We start from the raw sequence: 21885 nt of genomic DNA on the forward strand, positions 1-21885 counted from the left end.
ATGACGCTAGGTGTAGGCACCGACAACGCCGCCATTCAGCGGAATTAATCCGATGGCCGGCGCCATCGAGCGTCGAGGAGCAAGGGGTTGTCGGTGCCGGCATCTACCGTGCGGAGCATGGAGATCACGACAGCGCAGACGGGCGTGCAGACGTCGCTCAGTGACCTCGGCACGCCCCTCGTCGACGTGACGTTCGTCGTGGTCGATCTCGAGACGACGGGCGGGCGCCCCGAAGCCGAGGGCATCACCGAGATCGGCGCCGTGAAGGTGCGCGGCGGCGAGATCCTGGGAGAGTTCGCCACGCTGGTCGACCCCGGCCACGAGATCCCCGTCCAGATCCAGCGCCTCACCGGCATCACGACGAGCATGGTGTACGACGCCCCACGCATCGCGGGGGTTCTGCCGGCCTTCCTCGAGTTCCTCGGACATGACAGCGTTCTCGTGGCCCACAACGCCGGATTCGACGTCGGCTTTCTCAAAGCCGCGTGCGCCGGCCACGCCATCGACTGGCCCGCCCCCGACGTCGTCGACACCGTGAAGCTCGCTCGCGCCCTCGTCCCACGTGACGAGGTGCGCAACCACCGCCTCGGAACCCTGGCCGCACACTTCGGTGCTCACACGACTCCCAATCACCGCGCTCTCGCCGACGCGCGAGCCACGGTCGACGTGCTGCACGCCCTTCTCGCCCGTGCCGGCTCACTCGGCGTGACGTCCCGCGAGGATCTCCTCGTCTTCGGCGCAAAGGTGCCCGCTGCGCGTCGCCGTCGCGCGACGATGGCCGACGGCCTACCTGAGGCGCCGGGCGTCTATGTCTTCAAGGACGAGCAGGGCGTTCCGCTCTACGTCGGCACGTCGGGAAACATTAAACGTCGAGTCAAGAGTTACTTCACGGCGTCCGAGAAGCGGCGCGGAATGGGCCTCATGGTCGACCTCGCGCACACCGTCACGCCCATCCCCTGCGCCACCGCGCTCGAAGCTCATGTGCGCGAGATCCGATTGATCGCAGAGTTCCGCCCTCGCTTCAATCGGCGCTCCGCCCGGCCCGAGAAGGCCGCATGGCTCAAGGTCACCGACGAGCGCTTCCCCCGCTTGTCCGTCGTCCGTTCCCGACGCGACGACGAGGCCCTCTACGTGGGCCCGTTCCGATCGAAGACCGCGGCCGGCGCCGCGCGTGACGCCATCCACGACGTGCGCCGGATCCGCCAGTGCACTCAACCGATTTCGAGCAAGGGAGCGCCCCCGTGCGTCCTCGCCGAGATCGACCGATGCGATGCCCCCTGCCTCGGCGAACTCACACCGGAGGCCTACGCGCCGATCGTGACGGCGCTGCGCCAGGAGCTCGAGTCCGGCACCTCGACGCTCGTCTCCGATCTCGAACGACGTCTCGCTCGCCTGGCCACGGACGAACGCTTCGAAGAGGCCCGCGCCACGCGCGACGCCCTCGTGGAGATGCTGCGCGGCACCGATCGTCACCAGCGGCGCGCCCCGCTCGTCGAGAACCCCCACTTCGTCGCTGCGCGGCCACGCGCCGGCGGAGGCTGGGAGTTCGCCGTCGTCCGATACGGGCGACTAGCCGGGTCGGCACACGCGAATCGCGGCGAAGATCCGCGCCCGGTCATCGAGTCACTCGCCCTCTTCGCCGAAGCGGTGTCGCCCACCGACGAGACACTCCCAGAGGAGACCGACGTCGTGCTGCGCTGGCTCGAGCGCCCCGGAACCCGCGTGGTCGACTCGAATCTCCCGTGGGTCAGCCCCGTGGGCGGTGCCGGCGGCGCCTTGTCACGGCTCGATCCCCTCGTCGAGCGCGCTCGCGAACTCGCGTGGGAGGACGAGCGCGCTTCGTGACGGGTTCTCAGCCGTCGAGGCCGAGATCGAAACCGGCCTCGAGGTCGTGCTTGGAGTAGGTGCGGAACGCGAGGTGCGTGTCCGTTCCCGTCACGCCGGTGACCTTGTTGATGCGATCGGAGATGACGGGCGCGAGGTCCTCGTAAGAGGGAACGCGCACCATGGCGATGAGGTCGACGCCGCCTGTCACGGAGTACACCTCGTCGACGCCGTCGAGATCGGCCAGCTCCGCGGCCACCTCGGGGATGCGGGAGACCTCGGCTTCGATGAGAACAATTGCGGTGATCACGGGTACACCGTAGCCATCGTCAGCGCGACGCCGAGCGGGAACGTTCGACCCAACCGTCGAGAACTCGGGCAGCAGCACCGGAGTCGATGGCCTCTGCGCCCCGGGCGACGCCGGCTCGCACCGCCTCGGCAAGATCGCCACGTCCACCGAAGCGCTCACCGCTCGCCTGCTGCTCCGTCAGGGCCAACGCGAGCCCCGCGTTGAACAGGACGGCGTCACGCACCGGACCGTGATCGCCGGCCAGCAGACGGCGCACGACCTCGGCGTTCTCGTCCGCCTGGCCTCCTCGCAAGGCTTCCAGCGGTGCCGTTTCGAGCCCGACGTCCTGCGGTCCGAGCACGTGCTCCTCCACCGCGCCGTCGAACACCCACCACACCGTCGAGGTCGTGGCCAAGGTGAGCTCGTCGAGTCCGTCGTCACCGCGGAACACGGCCGCATCCGTGCCTCGCTCGGCAAACACGCCCGCCATGACCGGGGCCATCGCCTTGTTCGCGCACCCGACCGCGGCCACGGCAGGGCGCGCAGGGTTGGTCAGCGGACCCAGGAAGTTGAAGGCCGTCGGAACGGCGAGTTCACGGCGTGTCGTCGCCGCGTGACGCATGGCGGGGTGGAAAAGCTGCGCAAAGAGGAAGGTCATGGGGGCCTCGAGCGCTTCGGCCTGCAGACGCTCGGGCTCCGTCGTGAGATCGACGCCGAGAGCCTCCAGGACGTCCGCGGTGCCCGTCGAACTGGAACTGGCCCGGTTGCCGTGCTTGGCCACTCGCACCCCGGCGCCGGCACAGACGAGGGACGCCATCGTCGAGATGTTCACCGTGTGCGCCATGTCGCCACCGGTGCCGACGATGTCGAGCGTCGGGCCCGGCACCTCGAGAGCGCGCGCGTGTTCGACCATGACGTCCGCGAGGCCCTGAAGCTCCTGCACGGTCTCGCCCTTGGAGTGAAGAGCCACGAGGAAGGCAGCCATCCGGACGGGCGAGACCTCCCCGGACATGATCGCGCCCATGGCCCCGCGAGCCTGCTCATAGCTGAGGTCCTCACCTCGCACGAGATGTGAGACGAGTTGCGGCCACTGCATTGCGATACCTCGCTGGTGTCGGACGACGGGGTCTCCCCAACTCTAGGCCCGCCGCCGACTCACCCTGTGCCGCCTCCCGATGCGCGGAACGACGCGCATCACACCCACAGCTCGAACCCGTGCCAAACCCAGTGCTCTCACAGCGGAAGTAACAAAAGTGTGTCTCTTCGGGGGGCCGCGTGCGCGATCGGGGAATGGGCAGGACATAATGTCCGGGTGGCGACCGCAACTACAGCTCAGACGAGCGAACACGGCATCCCCGCCGGGCACGGACCGGCGACCCGACCCAACCTGACTGCCGTTGGCACGATGGTGTGGCTCGGGAGCGAACTCATGTTCTTTGCCGGCTTGTTCGCGATGTACTTCACGATCCGCTCCGTGGCAGGTGACCTGTGGCATGACCGCACGCATCACCTCAACGTCACGTTCGCGGCCATCAACACGACGGTCCTCGTGATCTCGTCCGTGTGGTGTCAGCTCGGCGTGTTCAAGGCCGAGCACGGCATCCCGCACCGCACGGGCAAGCTCCTCGAGGTCGGCAAGTGGGGCATGCGCGAGTGGTACTCCCTCACCTACCTGTTCGGCGCGATCTTCGTGTCCGGCCAGGTGCTGGAGTACTCCGAGCTCCACGAGGCGGGCATCTCGCTCGACAGTGACGCCTACGGTTCGATGTTCTACATCACCACCGGCTTCCACGGCATCCACGTGACCCTGGGTCTCCTGGCCTTCCTGCTAATCATCGGCCGTACCTTCACGTCGAAGAACTACAGCCACCACCAGGCCACCGGCGCCATCGTCACGTCCTACTACTGGCACTTCGTCGATGTCGTCTGGATCGCACTGTTCGCCACCATCTACCTCCTGAAGTAATGCGCCACGAACCGCGCCGCATCATTTCCCCGACCGTCGACAGGATGTTCTCGTGAGCACTCTCGCCGCCCGCCGCCGACACCCGGCTGCCCTGTTCGTCGTGCTGCTTCTCGCCCTCGTGGTGACCGGTGGCCTCTACGCCGCGTTCGCGCCCAAGACCGCCAAGGCTGCCGGCGCCAGCGCCGAGGACGTCAAGGCCGGTAAGCAGCTGTTCCTCTCGAACTGCTCCACCTGCCACGGCACCAACGCCACCGGCACCACCTCCGGCCCGTCGCTCGTCGGCGTCGGCGCCGCGTCGGTCGACTTCCAGGTCGGCACCGGCCGTATGCCGCTCGCGGCTCCGAACACGCAGGCCCAGCGCAACAACGTCCAGTTCTCGGACGAGCAGATCGCGCAGATGGCTGCCTACGTCCAGAGCCTGGGCCCCGGTCCGAGCGTTCCGGAGAAGGAGTACACGACCCCGGGCGGCAACGCTGCCAAGGGTGGCGAGCTCTTCCGCGTCAACTGCGCCATGTGCCACAACGCCTCCGGCCAGGGCGGTGCCCTGACGCGAGGCAAGTACGCCCCGACCCTGATGTCGGTCAGCGGCAAGCACATCTACGAGGCCATGGTCACGGGCCCGCAGTCGATGCCGGTGTTCAACGACACCAACCTGTCGCCGCAGGACAAGAAGGACATCATCACCTACCTCAAGCACGTCGAGAACGACCCTGCTGAGGGCGGTCACAACCTCGGTGCTCTCGGCCCGGTGACGGAGGGCATGTTCGCCTGGACGTTCGGTATCGGCCTGTGCATCGGTGTGGCCGTGTGGCTCGGACGTAAGGCGGCCTGATGAAGTTTCCCCGTTTCGGATCTGACTCGTCAGACAGGAATCGCAAGAACATGAATGAATCCGGCGCTTCGGCGCACCCGGGTGAGGGCTCGTCGGACTACGCTCCGGTCAGCCTGAACGACGGGCACATCGAGGGCACGGGCGCACTTCCCGACCGCTTCGAGAACCCTGGCCTCCCGCCGCACGTCCACCGTCTCGGTGACGAGGACCCGGCTGCTGCCAAGCGGTCCGAGCGTCAGGTCGCAACCCTGTTCATCATGTCGATGCTCGCCACGGTGCTGTTCGTCGTGGCCTACTTCGCGATCGACAAGAACTCGGTCATGACGATCCCGTTCGTCGGCCCGACCAAGGCGCTTCACTTCGTTCTCGGCTTCACGCTGGCGCTGTCGCTGCTCGGTATCGGCCTCGGTGCCGTCCATTGGGCTAAGACGATCATGCCGGACGAAGAGGTCATCGAAGAGCGTCACGAGCTGAAGTCGGACGACGAGGCCTGGGAAGCCGCCGCCAACATCATGACCGGTGGCGCCGAGGCAGCTCAGCTCAAGCGTCGCCCGCTCCTGAAGTGGACGCTCGGTGGCGCGCTCGGCCTGTTCGCCGTGCCGGTCGCCCTCCCCCTACTCGGTGGCCTGGGCCCGATGCCGAAGCTCGACCTCGTCAAGACGATGTGGGACACGAAGATCAACGGCCGCGGCCGTCGTCTCATGCGTGACCCGGAAGGTACCGCCATCCGCGCGTCCGACGTGACGCTGGGCTCGGTCTTCCACGTCCTGCCCGAGGGTGTCAACGACACCGAGCACCCCCTCAACGAGAAGACGAAGGCCTCCGTGATCCTCGTCCGGCTCGACGAGGCGAAGATCAAGTCGGAGCGTCAGCGTCAGTGGGGTGTCGACGGCATCGTCGCCTACTCCAAGATCTGCACGCACGTGGGTTGCCCGGTGGGCCTCTACGAGCAGCAAACGCACCACCTGCTCTGCCCCTGCCACCAGTCCACGTTCGACATGACGGACGACTGCAAGGTCATCTTCGGCCCGGCCAAGCGCCCGCTGCCGCAGCTGAAGATCTCCGTCGACGACGAGGGCTACCTCGTGGCTGACCAGGGCTTCAAGCGCCCGGTCGGACCGAGCTTCTGGGAAGACAACGGGAAGGAACTCAAGTCGTGAGCACCGCCGCTTCCGCGCGCGACTCGCACGCTCCGACGACGCAGCGTCAGGACCCCAAGGGCGGCCTGGCGGGTGTGTCGAACTGGATCGACGAGCGCAGCGGCGCCGCCAAGGGCGTGCGCTTCCTCATGAAGAAGGTCTTCCCGGATCACTGGAGCTTCATGCTCGGTGAGGTCGCGCTGTACTCCTTCATCATCCTGCTCATCACCGGTACGTTCCTCACGTTCTGGTTCGTGCCGTCGATGGGCCACACCACCTACAACGGCTCGTACGTGCCGCTGCAGGGCATCCAGATGTCCGAGGCGTTCGCCTCGACCCTCGACATCTCGTTCGACATCCGCGGTGGTCTGCTGATCCGTCAGCTCCACCACTGGGCAGCTCTGCTGTTCGTCGTGTCGATCATGATGCACATGTTCCGCGTGTTCTTCACGGGTGCTTTCCGCAAGCCGCGTGAGATCAACTGGGTCATCGGAACCCTGCTGTTCATGCTGGCCATCATCGAGGGCTTCATGGGCTACTCCCTCCCGGACGACCTCCTGTCCGGTACGGGTATCCGAGCGATGCAGGGCTTCATCCTCTCCACGCCGATCGTCGGTACGTACATCTCGTACGGCCTCTTCGGCGGCGGTTTCCCCGGCGAGATGATCATCCCCCGCTTCTACTCGCTGCACATCCTGCTCATCCCGGCCATCATGGTGGCGCTGCTCGCGGCTCACCTCATCCTGCTCGTCGTGCACAAGCACACGCAGTACCCCGGCCCGGGTCGCACGGACAAGAACGTCGTGGGCTTCCCGCTCATGCCGGTGTACATGGCCAAGGCCGGCGGTTTCTTCTTCATCGTCTTCGGCATCACGGCTCTCATCTCGAGCCTCGTGGGCATCAACGCCATCTGGGCGTACGGGCCCTACGAGCCGACGCAGGTGACCGCCGGTTCGCAGCCTGACTGGTACATGGGCTTCGCCGACGGTGCGCTGCGACTGCTGCCCGGCTTCCTCGAGTTCGTCGCTCTCGGCCACACCTGGAGCATGAACATCTTCCCGGGCTCGATCGCCCTGCTGCCGATCTTCTTCGGCATGATCGCGATCTACCCGTGGATCGAGAACTGGGTCACCGGCGACAAGCGCGAGCACCACGTGCTCGACCGTCCGCGCAACGCTCCGACGCGTACCGCCATCGGTATGGGCTTCGCGGTGTTCTACGCGGTGCTCATGTTCGCGGCCGGTAACGACATCATGGCGATCAAGCTGCACATGTCGATCAACGACATCACGTACTTGTTCCGCTTCCTCGTGATCTTCGGCCCGATCATCGCCTTCTGGGTGACGAAGCGCATCTGCCTCAGCCTGCAGCGTCACGACCGTGACCTCGTGCTGCACGGCCGTGAGTCGGGTCGCATCGTCCGCACCCCCGAGGGCCGCTTCTTCGAGGCGCACGAGGAGGTCGACGAGTTCACCCGCTGGCGTCTGGTCGGCTACGAGGCTCAGGCCCCGAGCAACATCGACACCTCCGGCCTTGAGGGCAAGGAGCTGAAGAAGGCGAAGCGTCGCAACCGCTGGACCAACTTCTACTTCCGTGACCGCATCGCCCCCGTCACGCCTGCGGAGCTCGAAGCGGCTCACCACCACGGTGACCACGAGGGGCTTGAGGCTGCGGTCCTCGAGGACGCGAAGTCCGATCAGTTCGTCGGCGAACTGCACGGTGGCTCCGAGGAGACGGGTCAGCGCTGAGTCACTTCGCTGCACCACACGAAGGAGGGCCCGATCGGCAACAGCCGATCGGGCCCTCCTTCGTCTGCGATAAGTCTCAGTGATGCAGACGGGACTGAAGAATCGCGACGGTGAGTTGTTCTGGTGTTCCCGCCACCGTCGTCGAACCAGGAATGGGTTGCCACGCTCCCCCGCCAATCCTGAACTCCCCAGTCAGCGTCACATCGATGCGAGTGTTGACGACGCCCTTGCGAGCGTAGGTGTGCGTCACCGCACCTGAGGGGTAGACGCCGCCGGCATCGGGCGTTGGTCCGTGACTCGTTCCGTCGCCGTAGTGGTAGGTGTAGAGAGCGCTGGCAGGACGGATGGTCACCGTGTGACCGAGGACCGTCGTCGTGACGCTCTGACCCGGTGCGAGCCCCTCGGCTCCGAAGGCGGCACGGAAGTAGGTCGGCAGACCAGTCAGAGTCGTGTTGCCGACGGGCTGGATGTCCACGCCCGGCTTCGTGAAGATCTGTGTGGTCCAGGCTTGAGCAGCAGCCTCTTCGGGCGTGTAGGTCGGAACAGCCACCTGGGTGATTGTCTCCCCTTGAGGTGAAGCCGCAGGCGCTGTCGGCGACGCGAAGTCGACGCCCGCCTCAACGCCGCTCATCCTCGTACGGACGCATGAATACTTCGCCACGGTGTCAGCCGTGATGCACGGGACCTCCGTGATCATGGTCTTTGTAACGCTCGTGGCTGACCTGCCACCGGTCACTACAGCGGCCCGCGCAACTGTGTTTCGGCCAGACGGGGTGATCGCTACGTTGCTGCCAGTGACTTCAACGGCCCTTACCTTGACAACTGCGCGGTGAGCACCGGACGGCTGGCTCCCTCGACCGCCAGGATTAGTAATCACGACCGAGATCCCACCACGCTCCACGCAGGCGCTGCGTCCGCCGCACTTCCCTGCCCCGGCAGCGTGAACGGGCGGCGCCAATGTCACCCCGGTTAAGAGCAGCCCAAGGTACTTAGTTTTGGTCAGCACCGTACGCACTCAGCTTCCAACCGTCCTTCTCCCATTCCAATTTGGCGGCACCCTTCTGGCTTACCGACTCCAGTTTGGATCGGTCCCCTTGCTTGGAAACCATCTCACCAGCGGTCAATCGGAGATGAAACTCGATTACGGGTACGTCTGCCGTGGAGGATGCATGGACCTTCATGTCCGTAACCGAGGCCGCCGAATCCTCAACATGAGTGCCCTCAGCTACCTGCTTCGCTATCGCAGACTCCTGCTCGGAACAGACTTGGCAATCAGAAGTAGCAAACCTGGTCAAGACACCCGTGGTCGGGTGTGCATCCAGGGCAGCCAATGTCTCCCAGTAGAACTTCACAAACGCCTTGGCACCTTCGTGGGTGTGGGCCTTGGCTGCGTCCGGGACGACGAACTCACGGCTCTGGCCATTCGTGTTCGATGACGTACTCGATGGTGCGCTGGTCGTCTTGGAGGACGATGCGTTTCCGGAGGCGATTCGAGACATGTCGGAAGGTGCCACGTCCCCGCTTGACGCGGTCGGCGCCGATTCCCCACTGCACCCGGCGAGCACGACCGCAGCGCAGCACGCCGTCGCCCATCGGCCCAAAGCGCGTCCGCGCGCGGTAGAGGTCCACAGCGCTACCGGCGCGGGCTGCCCTCGCCGCTTCCCCTTCGGAGTGCCGCCGTTGAGCGGCGCAGCATCTCCTCGGACTTCACGGTGCGTGAAACGCTCGGACATGACAACCTCCACGAGTTGATGGGACTCGTCGAGTCTCACCCGGCATCGTCACGAGGTGGCCGAAACGAACGGTAAGTTTTTGGTCAGATTTCACAGACCACCCTCCAGCGCGCTTCTGACCTCAAACCCACAGCTCGTACGAGGCCGACGCCGCTTCACACTTGCTCGCGCGACCAGGCATGCCGAAGGGCCGCGCAGTTCAGAACTGTACGGCCCTTCGTTTGCGAGGAAGCGATCAGATCGCGTGCTCTCCGCTGAAGTACTCGAACACCCAACCGACGACGGCCAGGGCGACCAGCGGAGCGGCGACGAAGACGATCCACCAACCGACGGCCAGGCCGAGGGCGAGGAGTGATATCGACGCGGCCAGCCACAGCGGCCACCACGAGTACGGCGAGAAGAAGCCGACCTCACCGGAGACCTCGTTGATCTCACCCTCGGGCTTGTCGCTCGGGTCGAGGTCCATCTTGCGGTCGGTCATCGTGAAGTAACCGGCGATCATGAGACCGAACCCGGCGCTGAGGGCCAGACCCACGGCGCCGACCGGCTCCGACCACTCCGTGAAGTGACCGTAGATGAAGATCAGGGGCACGTAGAAGAGCCCGAGGTAGAGGAAGAGCTTGGCCGAAGTCTTCATGCGTTGGTGCCCTTTCGGTCGAGCTGGTTGACCGTCTCAGGCGACGGCAGCACCGAGAAGACACCGACCTCGGGGTGGTGCAGGTCGAACGCCGGACGCTCCGAACGGATACGCGGGATGCTGTTGAAGTTGTGCCGCGGCGGCGGGCACGACGTGGCCCACTCAAGCGACGCACCGAAGCCCCACGGGTCGTCCTCGCTCACGACCGGCGCCTTCTTCCACGTGATGTACACGTTGTAGATGAAGGGCAGCATCGACGCGCCGAGCAGGAACGAACCGACGGTCGAGACCTGGTTCATGAACTGGAAGCCGTCCTCGGGCAGGTAGTCCGCGTAACGACGCGGCATGCCCTCGACACCCAGCACGTGCTGGATGAGGAACGTCATGTGGAAGCCGACGAAGAGCATCCAGAACTGGATCTTGCCCAGCGTCTCGTTGAGCATGCGACCCGTGAACTTCGGCCACCAGAAGTAGTAACCGGCGAACATCGCGAACACCACGGTGCCGAAGATGACGTAGTGGAAGTGCGCGACCACGAAGTAGGAGTCGGACAGGTGGAAGTCCAGCGCCGGGCTGGCGAGGATGACACCCGTGAGACCACCGAAGAGGAAGGTCACGAGGAAGCCGAGGGCCCACAGCATCGGGTTTTCGAAGGTGAGCGAACCGCCCCACATCGTGCCGATCCAGTTGAAGAACTTCACACCGGTCGGAACGGCGATGAGCATCGTCATGACCGCGAAGAACGGCAGGAGCACCTGGCCGGTGGCGTACATGTGGTGAGCCCACACCGAGACCGAGAGCGCCGCGATGGCGATGGTCGCGAAGACGAGCGTCTTGTAACCGAAGATCGGCTTGCGCGAGAAGACCGGCAGGATCTCCGAGATGATGCCGAAGAACGGCAGCGCGATGATGTAGACCTCGGGGTGACCGAAGAACCAGAACATGTGCTGCCACAGCATGGCACCGGCGGTCTCCGAGTCGAAGACGTGCGCACCCATCGTGCGGTCGAGGCCGAGGCCGAACAGCGCGGCGGCGAGAACCGGGAAGACGAGGAGCACGAGGATCGACGTGATGAGGACGGTCCACGTGAAGATCGACATGCGGAACATCGTCATACCCGGTGCACGCATGCACACGATCGTCGTGACGAAGTTGACCGCACCCATGATCGAGGCGAAACCGGTCAGCGCAAGGCCGTAGACCCAGAGGTTTCCACCGAGGCCGGGGCTGAACGTCGAGCTCGACAGCGGCGCGTACGCGAACCAACCGAACGAGGCTGCACCCTGCGGCGTGAGGAAGCCGCCGACAGCGATGAGGCTGCCGAAGAGGTAGAGCCAGTAAGCGAACATGTTGAGTCGCGGGAACGCGACGTCGGGTGCACCGATCTGCAGCGGCATGAGCGCGTTCGCGAAGCCCGAGAAGAGCGGCGTCGCGAACATGAGCAGCATGATCGTGCCGTGCATGGTGAACATCTGGTTGAACTGCTCGGGGTTGTCCACGACCTGGAGGCCGGGCTCCCACAGTTCAGCGCGGATGACCAGCGCCATGGCGCCGCCCATGAGGAAGAAGATGAACGAGGTGATGAAGTAGAGGTTGCCGATGACCTTGTGGTCGGTCGTCGTGATCCACTTCACAACCGTGCGGCCTGCGTGGAAGTCCTCAGGGCGCCGTCCATCGGGGCGCTCCGCGGTTCCAGCCGCTGGGGTAGCGACGGATGCCATTACTTGCCCTCCTTGACGATGTCGGACGAGTCCAGACCGTCCGGCAGGAACTGCTGGTCCTTCGGGTCGACGCTGGCGCGGTTGAGGGAGTTGGACAGGAAGCCCGTCTTACCCTGCTTGCGAAGGTCGTCCATGTGCTTGTCGTACTCCTCCTGGGAGACGACCTTGACGTTGAAGAGCATCTGCGAGTGGTACGCACCGCAGAGCTCGGCACACTTGCCCTTGAACGTGCCCTCCTCCGTCGTGTCGACGGCGAAGCGGTTCACGCGGCTCGGGATCATGTCGAGCTTCTGCATGAACTGCGGCACCCAGAACGTGTGGATGACGTCACGCGTGGTGAGCACGAACTCGACGCGCTTGTTCACGGGCAGGTACAGCGTGGGCAGACCCTTCTCGGCGCCCGGCTTGCCGGCCTTCATGTCCGCCATGACGCCGGTCTCGTAGACCTTCTCGTCGGCGTAGTTGAAGTCCCAGCTCCACTGCTTGCCGACGACGTTGATCGTGACGTCAGGCTTCTGCGACGTGTCGAGGAGCTTGTTCTCCAGGCCCACGGTCTTGCCGAAGAGCACGGCGACCATGACGATCGGCACGACCGTATAGAGAATCTCCAGCGGCACGTTGTACTGCATCTGCGCCGGGAAACCGGTGTCGCTCTTGCGACGGCGGTAGCGCACGATGCACCAGAAGATCAGGCCCCAGACGAGGACACCGACAGCCAAGGTCCAGTACCAAGTACCGAGCCAGAAGTCGATGACCTCGTTGGCGTTCTTCGTGACGCCGTGCGGCAGGTAACCGCGCTCAACGCGCGGCGAACACGCCGACAGGAGCAGCGCAGCTCCACCGAGACCGACAGCAGCAATCCGACGACGCCGCGCTGGGCTCGTCTTTTCAAGGGGCCGACGCACAGCGTCCACCTTCCGCAGATCCAAACCAGGCACGGTAAAACCTTATCCCAGGCACAGGTGGCGCTGAGGGTGGGGGTCGATACCTGGCGTTAACGATTGACTAACGGCCGCGACCCGAGCCGCCGAACGCCGAGATCGGCGGGGCGTGGACGAGTTGCGGCAGCCGCGCACGGTACGCGTCACGTGCGATTTCCGTGACCCCGAGACTGCCGAGGTGCGGTGTGCGCCACTGGACGTCGATGAGCCTCGGCACGTCGTCACGCTCGTAGACGGCGTGCGCGAGCGCGCCGAGAGCGACCTTCGACGCGTCGGTCGCGCGGTGGAACATCGACTCCCCCGCGAACAGCCCTCCGATGGCCAGGCCGTAGAGACCCCCGACGAGGGAGCCGTCGTCCCAGACCTCGACGGAGTGCGCGACCCCGAGTTCGTGCAGGCGCGTGTACGCGGCCGCGATCTCGGACGTGATCCAGGCGCCGTCACGGGAAGGATCGGCGCACCCTGCGATGACGCCCGCGAAGTTGCGGTCGAAGCTCACCTCGAAGGCGCGTGCCGAACGGCGCAGTGACCGGGAGGCGTGGAAGGCGTCGCGTTCGAGGACGCCCCGCTCCTGCGGGGACCACCACCCCATCGGTGGGGCACCGCCCTCCCCCAGCCCCATGGGAAAGACACCGTGCGCGTAGGCCGCAACGATCGTGCCCGGGGCGAGGTCGGCGCCCAGCGCGACGAGGTCGTCGTCGAGGTCGAAACGGGCGAGCGAGAAATCCCACTCACTCGTGAGGTCGAGTGGGTTCAAGGACGACGGCAGCTCAGGTGCGCCTGGACGTCGGCCACGGCATCGTCGCCGTACGCCGCGCGTAGTCGCTCGAGGAAGGTCTCCTGGCGCAGGACGTACTCCTGGGTGCCGACGGTCTCGATGACGTGCGCGGCCAGGGCCGAGCCGACCTGCGCGCATCGGGCGAGGTCGAGCTCCCACGACAGCCCGGCAAGGAATCCGGCGCGGAAGGCGTCGCCGACGCCCGTCGGGTCGACGGCACCCGAGATGGCGGCGACGTCGACGTGAATCGGCTCCTCACCCTTGCGCAGGATGGTGGCGCCGTCCTTGCCCTTCGTCACGACGCGTACACCGACGCGCTCGAGGATCTCCTCGCCGCTCCAACCGGTCTTCTGCTCGGTCAGGTGCGACTCGTACTCGTTGGTGAACAGGTAGTCGGCGCCGTCGATGATCTCGCGGATGAAGGGGCCATCGGCGAAGGCGAGCTGCTGCGAGGGATCGGCGACGAACGGGAGGCCGCGGCGTCGGCATTCCTCGGTGTTGCGGCGCATGCCTTCGGGGTCGTGGGCGCCGATGAGAACGAGGTCGAAGCCGTCGTGGCGTTCGGAGATGGGGCCGATCTCGACTTCGCGCCCTTCGGACATCGCGCCGGGGTAGAACGAGGCCATCTGGGCCATGTCGCGGTCGGTCGTGCACACGAAGCGTGCGGTGTGGTGCGTCTCCGACGTGCGCACCTCGGAAATGTCGACGCCGTGGCGTTCGAGCCAGGAGCCGTAATCAGCGAAGTCAGCGCCGACGCAACCGATGAGGACGGGGCGGAGGCCCAGGTTGCCCAGGCCGAAGGCGATGTTGCCGGCCACTCCCCCGCGCCGGATCTGCAGGTCGTCCACGAGGAACGACACCGAGATCTTGTCGAGCTGCTCGACGACGAGCGAGTCGGCGAAGCGCCCGTCGAACGTCATGAGGTGGTCGGTTGCGATGGAACCCGTCACTGCGATCTTCACGTGGGCCAACCTATCGCGGGTGCGCGGACGGGCGCCCACGTCGTCGAAACTCGCCGACACTGACGCGCACTGAGACGCCCCCGGGCCGACCGAACGCGCGTTTGCCGCACGAGCGACCGCCCTCGGACGAATCCGGTCCGGCCCTCGTCACGAACAGGACCACGCTGGAAGCGGACGCCACGACGCGCGAAAAGCCCACCCCGGTGGGAGTGAGCTTGCGAACTCACAAGGGGTGGGCTTTTCGCGCGTCGTGCCCGAAGCTGTGTCGCACCGAGGCTGAACTCCGAGCTTGCGAGGGGTTCAGACCGGACAACGCAGCGAGGGAAGGATCAGCTGAAGCTGTCGCCGCAGGCGCAGGAGCTGCCGGCGTTGGGGTTGTCGATGGTGAAGCCCTGCTTCTCGATGGTGTCGGAGAAGTCGATGGAGGCGCCTTCGAGGTAGGGCGCGCTCATGCGGTCGACGACGACCTCGACACCGTCGGAGTCGCGCACGAGGTCACCGTCGAGGGTGCGCTCGTCGAAGTAGAGCTGGTAGATCAGGCCGGAGCAACCGCCGGGCTGGACGCCGACGCGCAGACGCAGGTCGTCGCGTCCTTCCTGCTCGAGCAGGCTCTTCACTTTGGAGGCCGCGACGTCGCTCAGGTTGACGCCGTGCGTACCGGTTTCGGTCTGGGTGTTCGTCTCCACAGTCATCGTGGATCGATCCTCTCTCACGTCCTCGGTCCTGGTGGTCTCCAGGCCGTGTGTAGGGCAACAGCGGCACGCTCGTGCGTGTTCCCGGTGTACCACTGTACGCCTGCCGGGGTGGTCATCCGGAAGCCGCCGGCCACTGGAGGCCGAGCACCCAGGCGCCTGCGACCGCGGCAGCCAGGGCCACAGCGACGAAGGCCGTCTTCCACAGAGCAGCGGGCAGGTGCGTGGCTCGGGCGAGCGCGGAGGCGTCGTTGGCTCCGACACGGGAGGCGAACAGTTCGAGTGCCCCACGCAGACCGGCGGCGAGCAGAAAGGCGGACACGAGCGCGCACGCCGCGAGCGCCTGCTCGGGTTCGGCCCAGCGGCGCAGGGCGACGAGACCTGCCAGCACGGCGAGCATGACGACGACGCCGAACACATTGCGCAGCAGGAACAGCGTCCCTCCGAGTACGACGAGGAGCACGAGCACCCAGGCCTCGACGTGGTCGTGTCGGGCGGCCCACACCCCGCTGAGCCCGACGAGGGAGGGCCCCGGGTAGCCCGCGAGGAGGGTGAGGACGACACCGGGGCCACCGGAACGTCCGACACTCACCGTTTCTCCCGAGGAGTCACGGTTGAGTCGGATCGAACGAAGTCGTCGCCCGGCGAGCAGCGCGACAAGCGCGTGCCCCGCCTCGTGGACGGCTGTGACCCCATGGCGACCCCACCGATACGTCGACGGCACGAGCGCAAGGGCGACCCCGACGACGAGGGCCACCCACAGGAGAGCCTCACCCTCGTCCACCGCGGAGGGGGCGAGGGCGAGGCTCACGCTCGAGTGGAGGTTCACTCAGATCCGAGGCGTCGGGCGATCCGCTGCAGGAGCACGGTCTCGGCGAGGCAGACCTTCTCGAACTCGCCGAGGTGGAGCGACTCGTTGGCGCCGTGTGCGCGCGTGTCCGGGTCCTCCACGCCCGTGACGAGGAGTGCCGCGTCGGGCATCATCTCGGCGAAGAGGGACACGAAGGGAATGGAACCGCCGATGCCGACGTCCACCGGCTCGTTCTGCCAGGCGTCCGCGAAGGCCGCACGCGCCTCCTCGTAGACCGGACCGTTCGCGTCGGCGGAGAAGCCCGCACCCAACTCGTCGAGTTCGACGTTGACCTCGGCGCCCCACGGCGCCGCGTCTTCGAGGTGCTTCTTCAGCGCGTCGAAGGCCGCCTGCGGATCCTGGCTCGGCGCGACGCGCAGGGAGAGCTTGGCGCGCGCACTCGCGGTGAGGGTGTTGCTCGCCACGTCAACGCCCGGGGCATCGATGCCGATGACCGTGATGCTCGGCTTGAGCCACAGGCGAGACGTGAGCGGACCCGTGCCGATGAGTTGCGTGCCGGGCAGCATGCCGGCGTCCGAGCGCAGCTGGTCGGCGTCGTACTCGATCTCGGTGTCCTCGGACGCATCGAGACCGGGTACCGCGACGTTGCCCTCTGCGTCATGCAACTCGGCCATGAGGCGGCACATCGTCGCCAGGGCGTCGGGCGCGGCTCCGCCGAACATCCCCGAGTGAACCGAGTGCTTCAACGTGCGGACGGTGACGACCGCACGCACCGTGCCGCGCAGCGTTGTCGTGAGGGCAGGCGTACCGACGGCCCAGTTCGCGGAGTCGGCGAGGACGAGCGCGTCGGAGCGCAACTCGTCGGCGTACTTCTCCAGCAGGGCCGGCAGGGAGTCGGAGGCGATCTCCTCCTCCCCCTCGATGAACAGGGTGACGTCGCAGGGAAGGTCGTCTCCCCACGCGCGGACTGCGGCCAGGTGCGCCATGACACCGGCCTTGTCGTCCGCCGCGCCGCGGCCGTAGAGACGACCGGCGCGTTCGGTCGGCTCGAACGGCGGCGTGTCCCAATCGGCGTCCGCGCCCGGCGGCTGCACGTCGTGGTGGGCATACATGAGAACCTTCGGGGCTCCGGCCGGGCCGCTCTTGTGGGCGATGACGGCGGGGCGTCCACCCTCGGCCACCACCTTCACGTCCATGCCCTCCGCAGCGAGCAGCTCGGCGACGGCCTCGGCCGAACGAGCAACCTGCGTCTGGTCGAAGGAGCCGAGCGAAACACTCGGGATGCGGGTCAGATCCTTGAGGTCCTCGACGACCTTCGGCATGAGGGAACGGACGCGTTCGCGCAGCTGCTCGAGGTCGACGACGGTGTCATTCGTGTTCACACCGGCCACGGTATCGTCCGCGGCGAGCGAGTCGTCCGATCCCACGCACCGAGGGTGACCTACCATGATCGGGTGTTCGGACGAGACAAGACCACGACCCAGGGCGCTACACGCTCCACGACGGCGGAAACCCCCGTTTCCCCGGTGAAGGAGCGTCCGGGCGCCAAGAACCGCCCGACGCCCAAGCGCAAGGATCAAGAGGCCGCGCGTCGCCGCCCCCTCGTGGAGACCGACCGCAAAGCCGCCAAAGCGGCGAACAAGCAGCGTGCCCGCGAGGCGCGCCTCGCCCAGCGCGCCGCAGCCGAGCGGGGCGACGACAGCGCCCTTCCCGCCCGCGACCGCGGCCCGGAGAAGCGCTACATCCGCGACCGTGTCGACTCACGCCTCAACATCGGTGAGATCGCACTTCCGCTCATGCTCGTCGCGGTCATCGTCATGTTCGTGCCGAACCCGTCGATCCAGTCTCTCGGGCTCATCATCGTGTGGGCCGTGCTGCTCATCGCCCTCTTCGACGCGATCTTCATGTGGCGCAGCACGAAGAAGCGCCTCATCCAGAAGTTCGGTGCGGCACCGCGCGGCGGCGCCGGCTACGCCATCATGCGCGCCATGCAGATCCGCCGCGGCCGCTTCCCCCGACCCGTCGTCAAGCGCGGCGAGAAGATCGACTGACACCTCAGGCGTTCAGCGGCATCGGCCCGTAGACGGCCTCCTCACCATTCATGAGCGTGACCTCCTCGACACCCTCGTCGAGGAGGTCTTGCCATGTCTGCGACAGCCAGGCCTCGGCGTCCTCCTGGGAGGAGAAGGGTCCGCCGACACGGGCGGACGTCTCACTGGTCCAGTTCCACTCGTCCATGCCTGTGAGCCTACGAGCCGCGCCGCGTCGACGGCGGCACTAGGGTGACGGAGAAACCGATCTTCGAAGGAGACGCACATGTCCGCTACGTCCGAGATCCTGTCCGAGCTTCCGATCGATCAGCTCGCCGAGCAGGTGGGCGCGAGCCCTGAGGAAACCGAGGCCGCCGTGCGCAGCGTCGTGCCTGCCCTCCTCGGCGGCATGGAGGCCAACATCCAGCACCCCGGCGGGCAGAGTGCCCTGCTCGAGGCGCTCGGCGGTCACGTCGACTCCTCCCCCACGCTCGACGAGGTGAACACGGACGACGGCGCCAAGATCGCCCAGCACGTCTTCGGCGACCAGCAGGACGCCGTCGTCAACCAGCTCGGCGGCCTGCCGGGCAGGAGCAACGACCTCGTGCGACGACTCATCCCGATCATCGCGCCGATCGTCATCTCCTACCTCGCCAAGCGGGTTCTCGGTGGAGGCGCGGGCACCAACGCCTCGGCCGGCGCCGGTTCCAGCGCCGACATCCTGACGCAGATCCTCTCGGGCGTTCTCGGTGGCTCCGTGCCGGGTGCCCAGTCGGCCGGACAGGGGAGCCAGCAGGCTCAACCCCAGCAGCAAGCGGGCCCGAACTGGGGCGACATCCTCGGCAACGTCCTCGGTGGCGGCACACGTATCTGACGCCGAACCCGATCACAGCGAAGCGGCCGCTCCCTTGGCGAGGGGAGCGGCCGCTGTGTCGTGAGTGCGCGGAACGGCGTCGGCGCGGGGTCAGATGGAGCGCGTCTGGACCTCGACGAACGGCGGCTTCGTCACGACAGCCTCGAGGAGACGACCGCGCACGTCGACGGCCACGGTGTCACCCTCGTCGACGTCCGGGAGCATCAGCGCGAGCGCGACGCCCTGGCCGAGCGTGGGCGAGAACGTGCCCGAGGTGACCTCACCGAGTTCCTCGCCCTCGGTGCTGCGCACGACGCAGTGGGCACGCGGGATGCCACGTCCGGTCAGCTTCAGGCCACGCGAAATGCGACGCGGACCCTCCGCCTTCTCCTTCGCGAGCGCGTCCTTGCCCCAGAAGGAGTCCTTCTTCCAGCCCACGGCCCAGCCGGCGCGAGCCTGGACGGGCGTGATGTCGAGAGACAGGTCCTGACCGTGCAGCGGGTAGCCCATCTCGGTGCGCAGCGTGTCGCGAGCGCCGAGGCCACAGGGCAGGCCCTCGTAGGGAGCGGCCGCTTCGAGGAGCGCATCCCACAGGGCGAGGGCGTCCTCCCAGCGGCTGACGAGCTCGTAGCCGCGCTCACCCGTGTAGCCGGTACGGCAGACGGTGAGCGGGCGGCCCTCCCACTCGGCCTCGTCGAAGCTCATGTAGTCGTGGTCGACCGGCAGGCCCAGCGCCGAGACAACCTCGTCCGACTTGGGCCCCTGAACGGCGAGGACCGCGAACTCCTCGTGCGCGTCGCGCACGGTGATGCCGTCCGGAGCGGCATCGGCGAGACGACGCACGACCTCGGCGGTGTTGGCGGCGTTGGGGATGAGGAACAGATCGTCCTCGGCCTTGACGTAGACGATGAGGTCGTCGACGACGCCACCGGACTCGTCGCAGCACATCGTGTACTGAGCCTTGCCGGGTTGGATCTTGCGCAGGTCGTTGGACAGGCATGCGTTGACGAAGTCGAGGGCCCCCTCGCCCTGGACCGTCGCCTTCCCGAGGTGGCTGACGTCGAAGATGCCGACACGCTCGCGCACGGCCGTGTGCTCACGCACGACGCCGCCGCCGGGGTACTCGATCGGCATGGCCCACCCACCGAAGTCGGCCATCTTGGCCCCCAGGGCGCGGTGACGCTCGTCGAGCGGGGACAGTTTCGCTTCACTCATACAGGCGAACCTATCGCCCCGGACGATCGTCCGGGGCGGATGGGGCCGCTAGGGTCGACGAGGAGCAGTTTCGTGACCCCTCGCGGGTCGATCATTCGCAAGAGAAAGGCATTTCACGTGACCACCGTGAACCTCAGCGACAAGGCCACCGCCGCGTCCAAGGCCGACGTCCTCGTCGTCCTCACCGCGAAGTCGAAGGACGGAGCCCGTGTCGTCGACCCACAGGGCGTCTCCGCCGAGACCGTGAAGGCCGTCAACGCCGCCCTCGGCACCCTCAAGGCCAAGGCGGGCGCCGACGAGGTCGTGCGCCTCGCCGGAATCGCCGGTACCGAGGGCGTCGTGCTCGCCGTCGGTTCCGGCCAGGAGCGCGACGCCGCCCTCACCGACATCGGCGCGCAGCGTGACGCCGCGGGCAGCGCTGCCCGCGCGCTCGCGGACGTCGAGAGCGCCGTCTTCGCCTTCCCCGCGAGCCACGCCGAGGCCGTCGGCGCCGTCACCGAAGGCGTCCTCCTGGGCGCTTATGTGTACGGCGAGTACAAGAAGGAGCCGACGAAGCCCGTCGCCGACGTGAAGATCCTCGTCGCCGACGCCAAGGAGAAGGGCCTGACGCAGGCCGTCGCCGACGCGACGATCCGCGCCAACGCGCAGAACTGGGCTCGCGACCTCGTCAACATGCCGCCGCTCGACCTCTACCCCGGTTCGTTCGCCGAGATCGTGCGCAAGCGCCTCGCGAGCTCGAAGGTCAAGGTCGCCGTCATGGACGAGAAGGCCCTCGCCAAGGCCGAGTGCGGCGGCCTCATCGGCGTCGGGCGCGGTTCGGCGCGTCCGCCGCGTCTGGTCACCCTCACGTACAAGCCGAGCAACGCCAAGCGCCACATCTCGATCGTCGGCAAGGGCATCACGTTCGACTCCGGCGGCCTGTGCATCAAGCCCGCCAACGGCATGGTGACGATGAAGTGCGACATGGCCGGCGCCGCCGCCGTCGCTGCCTTCGTCGAAGCTGCCGCCGAACTCGAACTGCCGGTCGCCATCACCGGCTACCTGTGCCTCGCAGAGAACATGACCGGCGCCGACGCCCAGCGCCCCGGTGACGTCATCCGCATGCACGACGGCACCACGGTGGAGATCGCCAACACCGACGCCGAAGGTCGCCTCGTCATGGCCGACGGCCTCTGCTACGCCAGCGCCGAGGAGCCCGACCTCATCATCGACATCGCCACCCTCACGGGCGCTGCGGTGCTCGCTCTCGGCAACCGCACGGCCGCGGTCGTCGGCAACAACGACGAGGTCCGGGACGACGTCATCTCCGCCTCCGACCGCGTGGGCGAGCACATGTGGCCGATGCCGCTGCTCGACCACCTGCGCCCGAGCATCAACTCCGAGGTCGCCGACCTCAAGCACACCGGCGAGCGCATGGGCGGGCTCATCACGGCCGCCATGTTCCTCAAGGAGTTCGTCGGCGAGAAGAACGGTGAGCAGATCGACTGGGTGCACCTCGACATCGCCGCTCCGGCGTTCAACGAGGGCGGCGCCTACGGCTTCACCCCCAAGGGCGGCACCGGCTTTGCCGTGCGCACGCTGCTCGAGGTCGCCGCGTCCTGACGCGGCCCTCCCCGCGCGAACCCGGGCCGTTCCGAGGAAGCCCAACTTCCTACTGACGGGTACTGGCCCGGGTTTCCGCAACCTCGCTCGACAGTGACAAGATGGGGTCTGA

General features: G+C 66.8%; 23 protein-coding genes. 8 read left to right on the forward strand and 15 right to left on the reverse strand.

Features of this window, described 5'->3' with window-relative positions; translation table 11 throughout:
- The first annotated feature begins 117 nt into the window (after nucleotides 1-117).
- Complete coding sequence (locus tag IM689_RS09010) at nucleotides 118-1845, forward strand: DEDD exonuclease domain-containing protein (protein WP_193643723.1); 1728 nt, start codon at nucleotides 118-120, stop codon at nucleotides 1843-1845.
- Between the two features lie 7 nt (nucleotides 1846-1852).
- Here the strand turns inward: IM689_RS09010 and IM689_RS09015 are convergent, their stop codons facing one another.
- On the reverse strand, nucleotides 1853-2134 hold the full coding sequence (locus IM689_RS09015; RefSeq protein ID WP_047311477.1) for an Lrp/AsnC family transcriptional regulator: 282 nt from the start codon (nucleotides 2132-2134) through the stop codon (nucleotides 1853-1855).
- Between the two features lie 19 nt (nucleotides 2135-2153).
- Nucleotides 2154-3209 (reverse strand): anthranilate phosphoribosyltransferase, encoded by a 1056-nt coding sequence (trpD, locus tag IM689_RS09020; RefSeq protein WP_047311476.1) that lies wholly within the window; start codon nucleotides 3207-3209, stop codon nucleotides 2154-2156.
- A gap of 216 nt (nucleotides 3210-3425) precedes the next feature.
- Here trpD and ctaE point away from each other — a divergent pair, with 216 nt between their 5' ends.
- The 4 genes from ctaE to qcrB are packed head-to-tail and all read left to right on the forward strand — an operon-like array spanning nucleotide 3426 to nucleotide 7798.
- Nucleotides 3426-4079 carry an aa3-type cytochrome oxidase subunit III gene (gene ctaE, locus IM689_RS09025; protein WP_082128771.1) on the forward strand — a complete coding sequence of 218 codons (654 nt, stop codon included), beginning with the start codon at nucleotides 3426-3428 and terminating at the stop codon, nucleotides 4077-4079.
- A 52-nt stretch (nucleotides 4080-4131) separates the two neighbouring features.
- On the forward strand, nucleotides 4132-4911 hold the full coding sequence (gene qcrC / locus IM689_RS09030) for a cytochrome bc1 complex diheme cytochrome c subunit (RefSeq protein WP_047311474.1): 780 nt from the start codon (nucleotides 4132-4134) through the stop codon (nucleotides 4909-4911).
- Nucleotides 4912-4961: 50 nt separating this feature from the next.
- On the forward strand, nucleotides 4962-6071 hold the full coding sequence (qcrA, locus tag IM689_RS09035) for a cytochrome bc1 complex Rieske iron-sulfur subunit (RefSeq protein WP_129663106.1): 1110 nt from the start codon (nucleotides 4962-4964) through the stop codon (nucleotides 6069-6071).
- Nucleotides 6068-7798 carry a cytochrome bc1 complex cytochrome b subunit gene (qcrB, locus tag IM689_RS09040; RefSeq protein WP_193643724.1) on the forward strand — a complete coding sequence of 577 codons (1731 nt, stop codon included), beginning with the start codon at nucleotides 6068-6070 and terminating at the stop codon, nucleotides 7796-7798. Before qcrA ends, qcrB begins: the two co-directional genes overlap by 4 nt.
- 76 nt (nucleotides 7799-7874) lie before the next feature.
- Here the strand turns inward: qcrB and IM689_RS09045 are convergent, their stop codons facing one another.
- The 11 genes from IM689_RS09045 to IM689_RS09090 all read right to left on the reverse strand — a co-directional run bounded on the left by IM689_RS09045 (nucleotide 7875) and on the right by IM689_RS09090 (nucleotide 17455).
- Complete coding sequence (locus tag IM689_RS09045; protein WP_193643725.1) at nucleotides 7875-8348, reverse strand: hypothetical protein; 474 nt, start codon at nucleotides 8346-8348, stop codon at nucleotides 7875-7877.
- A 439-nt stretch (nucleotides 8349-8787) separates the two neighbouring features.
- A complete protein-coding gene (locus IM689_RS15140; RefSeq protein ID WP_227484708.1) occupies nucleotides 8788-9297 on the reverse strand; it encodes a DUF6318 family protein in 510 nt (169 codons plus the stop codon).
- Entirely contained in the window at nucleotides 9206-9427 is a 222-nt protein-coding gene (locus IM689_RS09050; RefSeq protein WP_193643726.1) for a hypothetical protein, read from the reverse strand. Before IM689_RS09050 ends, IM689_RS15140 begins: the two co-directional genes overlap by 92 nt.
- A gap of 339 nt (nucleotides 9428-9766) precedes the next feature.
- A complete protein-coding gene (locus IM689_RS09055) occupies nucleotides 9767-10168 on the reverse strand; it encodes a cytochrome c oxidase subunit 4 (protein WP_193643727.1) in 402 nt (133 codons plus the stop codon).
- The gene (gene ctaD / locus IM689_RS09060) at nucleotides 10165-11889 is read right to left on the reverse strand and encodes an aa3-type cytochrome oxidase subunit I (protein WP_193643728.1); all 1725 of its coding nucleotides are present in this window, start codon (nucleotides 11887-11889) and stop codon (nucleotides 10165-10167) included. Before ctaD ends, IM689_RS09055 begins: the two co-directional genes overlap by 4 nt.
- A complete protein-coding gene (gene ctaC, locus IM689_RS09065; protein WP_241510899.1) occupies nucleotides 11889-12794 on the reverse strand; it encodes an aa3-type cytochrome oxidase subunit II in 906 nt (301 codons plus the stop codon). Before ctaC ends, ctaD begins: the two co-directional genes overlap by 1 nt.
- A gap of 100 nt (nucleotides 12795-12894) precedes the next feature.
- The gene (gene aat, locus IM689_RS09070; RefSeq protein ID WP_227484665.1) at nucleotides 12895-13587 is read right to left on the reverse strand and encodes a leucyl/phenylalanyl-tRNA--protein transferase; all 693 of its coding nucleotides are present in this window, start codon (nucleotides 13585-13587) and stop codon (nucleotides 12895-12897) included.
- Nucleotides 13584-14570: a carbohydrate kinase family protein gene (locus tag IM689_RS09075; protein ID WP_319803848.1), complete on the reverse strand. Its 987-nt coding sequence runs from the start codon at nucleotides 14568-14570 to the stop codon at nucleotides 13584-13586. Before IM689_RS09075 ends, aat begins: the two co-directional genes overlap by 4 nt.
- 329 nt (nucleotides 14571-14899) lie before the next feature.
- The gene (gene erpA, locus IM689_RS09080; RefSeq protein WP_193643730.1) at nucleotides 14900-15262 is read right to left on the reverse strand and encodes an iron-sulfur cluster insertion protein ErpA; all 363 of its coding nucleotides are present in this window, start codon (nucleotides 15260-15262) and stop codon (nucleotides 14900-14902) included.
- A gap of 115 nt (nucleotides 15263-15377) precedes the next feature.
- A complete protein-coding gene (locus IM689_RS09085; protein ID WP_193643731.1) occupies nucleotides 15378-16073 on the reverse strand; it encodes a M50 family metallopeptidase in 696 nt (231 codons plus the stop codon).
- Nucleotides 16074-16087: 14 nt separating this feature from the next.
- Nucleotides 16088-17455 carry a dipeptidase gene (locus IM689_RS09090; protein WP_319803849.1) on the reverse strand — a complete coding sequence of 456 codons (1368 nt, stop codon included), beginning with the start codon at nucleotides 17453-17455 and terminating at the stop codon, nucleotides 16088-16090.
- Nucleotides 17456-17527: 72 nt separating this feature from the next.
- On the opposite strand from IM689_RS09090, the gene IM689_RS09095 reads away from it, so the two are divergent.
- A complete protein-coding gene (locus IM689_RS09095) occupies nucleotides 17528-18124 on the forward strand; it encodes a DUF3043 domain-containing protein (RefSeq protein ID WP_193643733.1) in 597 nt (198 codons plus the stop codon).
- A gap of 4 nt (nucleotides 18125-18128) precedes the next feature.
- On the opposite strand, the gene IM689_RS09100 is transcribed toward IM689_RS09095, so the two are convergent.
- Nucleotides 18129-18311 carry a hypothetical protein gene (locus IM689_RS09100; RefSeq protein ID WP_193643734.1) on the reverse strand — a complete coding sequence of 61 codons (183 nt, stop codon included), beginning with the start codon at nucleotides 18309-18311 and terminating at the stop codon, nucleotides 18129-18131.
- A 78-nt stretch (nucleotides 18312-18389) separates the two neighbouring features.
- Between IM689_RS09100 and IM689_RS09105 the strand changes: the two genes are divergently transcribed.
- The gene (locus IM689_RS09105) at nucleotides 18390-18977 is read left to right on the forward strand and encodes a DUF937 domain-containing protein (RefSeq protein WP_193643735.1); all 588 of its coding nucleotides are present in this window, start codon (nucleotides 18390-18392) and stop codon (nucleotides 18975-18977) included.
- Nucleotides 18978-19067: 90 nt separating this feature from the next.
- On the opposite strand, the gene gcvT is transcribed toward IM689_RS09105, so the two are convergent.
- Nucleotides 19068-20171, reverse strand: a complete 1104-nt coding sequence (gene gcvT, locus IM689_RS09110) for a glycine cleavage system aminomethyltransferase GcvT (RefSeq protein ID WP_193643736.1) — start codon at nucleotides 20169-20171, stop codon at nucleotides 19068-19070.
- Between the two features lie 117 nt (nucleotides 20172-20288).
- Here gcvT and IM689_RS09115 point away from each other — a divergent pair, with 117 nt between their 5' ends.
- A complete protein-coding gene (locus tag IM689_RS09115; protein WP_193643737.1) occupies nucleotides 20289-21773 on the forward strand; it encodes a leucyl aminopeptidase in 1485 nt (494 codons plus the stop codon).
- The last annotated feature ends 112 nt before the right edge of the window (nucleotides 21774-21885 follow it).

The organism is Dermacoccus barathri (genome assembly GCF_015070805.1).
GTDB classification, from domain to species: domain Bacteria; phylum Actinomycetota; class Actinomycetes; order Actinomycetales; family Dermatophilaceae; genus Dermacoccus; species Dermacoccus abyssi.

What these genes read in the sequence shown, in the direction of transcription:
- IM689_RS09010 (WP_193643723.1), top strand. Translation starts at nt 118, where the DNA reads ATGGAGATCACGACAGCGCAGACGGGCGTGCAGACGTCGCTCAGTGAC.
- trpD (WP_047311476.1), bottom strand. Translation starts at nt 3,209, where the DNA reads ATGCAGTGGCCGCAACTCGTCTCACATCTCGTGCGAGGTGAGGACCTC.
- qcrA (WP_129663106.1), top strand. Translation starts at nt 4,962, where the DNA reads ATGAATGAATCCGGCGCTTCGGCGCACCCGGGTGAGGGCTCGTCGGAC.
- IM689_RS15140 (WP_227484708.1), bottom strand. Translation starts at nt 9,297, where the DNA reads ATGTCTCGAATCGCCTCCGGAAACGCATCGTCCTCCAAGACGACCAGC.
- IM689_RS09055 (WP_193643727.1), bottom strand. Translation starts at nt 10,168, where the DNA reads ATGAAGACTTCGGCCAAGCTCTTCCTCTACCTCGGGCTCTTCTACGTG.
- ctaD (WP_193643728.1), bottom strand. Translation starts at nt 11,889, where the DNA reads ATGGCATCCGTCGCTACCCCAGCGGCTGGAACCGCGGAGCGCCCCGAT.
- erpA (WP_193643730.1), bottom strand. Translation starts at nt 15,262, where the DNA reads ATGACTGTGGAGACGAACACCCAGACCGAAACCGGTACGCACGGCGTC.
- IM689_RS09100 (WP_193643734.1), bottom strand. Translation starts at nt 18,311, where the DNA reads ATGGACGAGTGGAACTGGACCAGTGAGACGTCCGCCCGTGTCGGCGGA.
- IM689_RS09105 (WP_193643735.1), top strand. Translation starts at nt 18,390, where the DNA reads ATGTCCGCTACGTCCGAGATCCTGTCCGAGCTTCCGATCGATCAGCTC.
- gcvT (WP_193643736.1), bottom strand. Translation starts at nt 20,171, where the DNA reads ATGAGTGAAGCGAAACTGTCCCCGCTCGACGAGCGTCACCGCGCCCTG.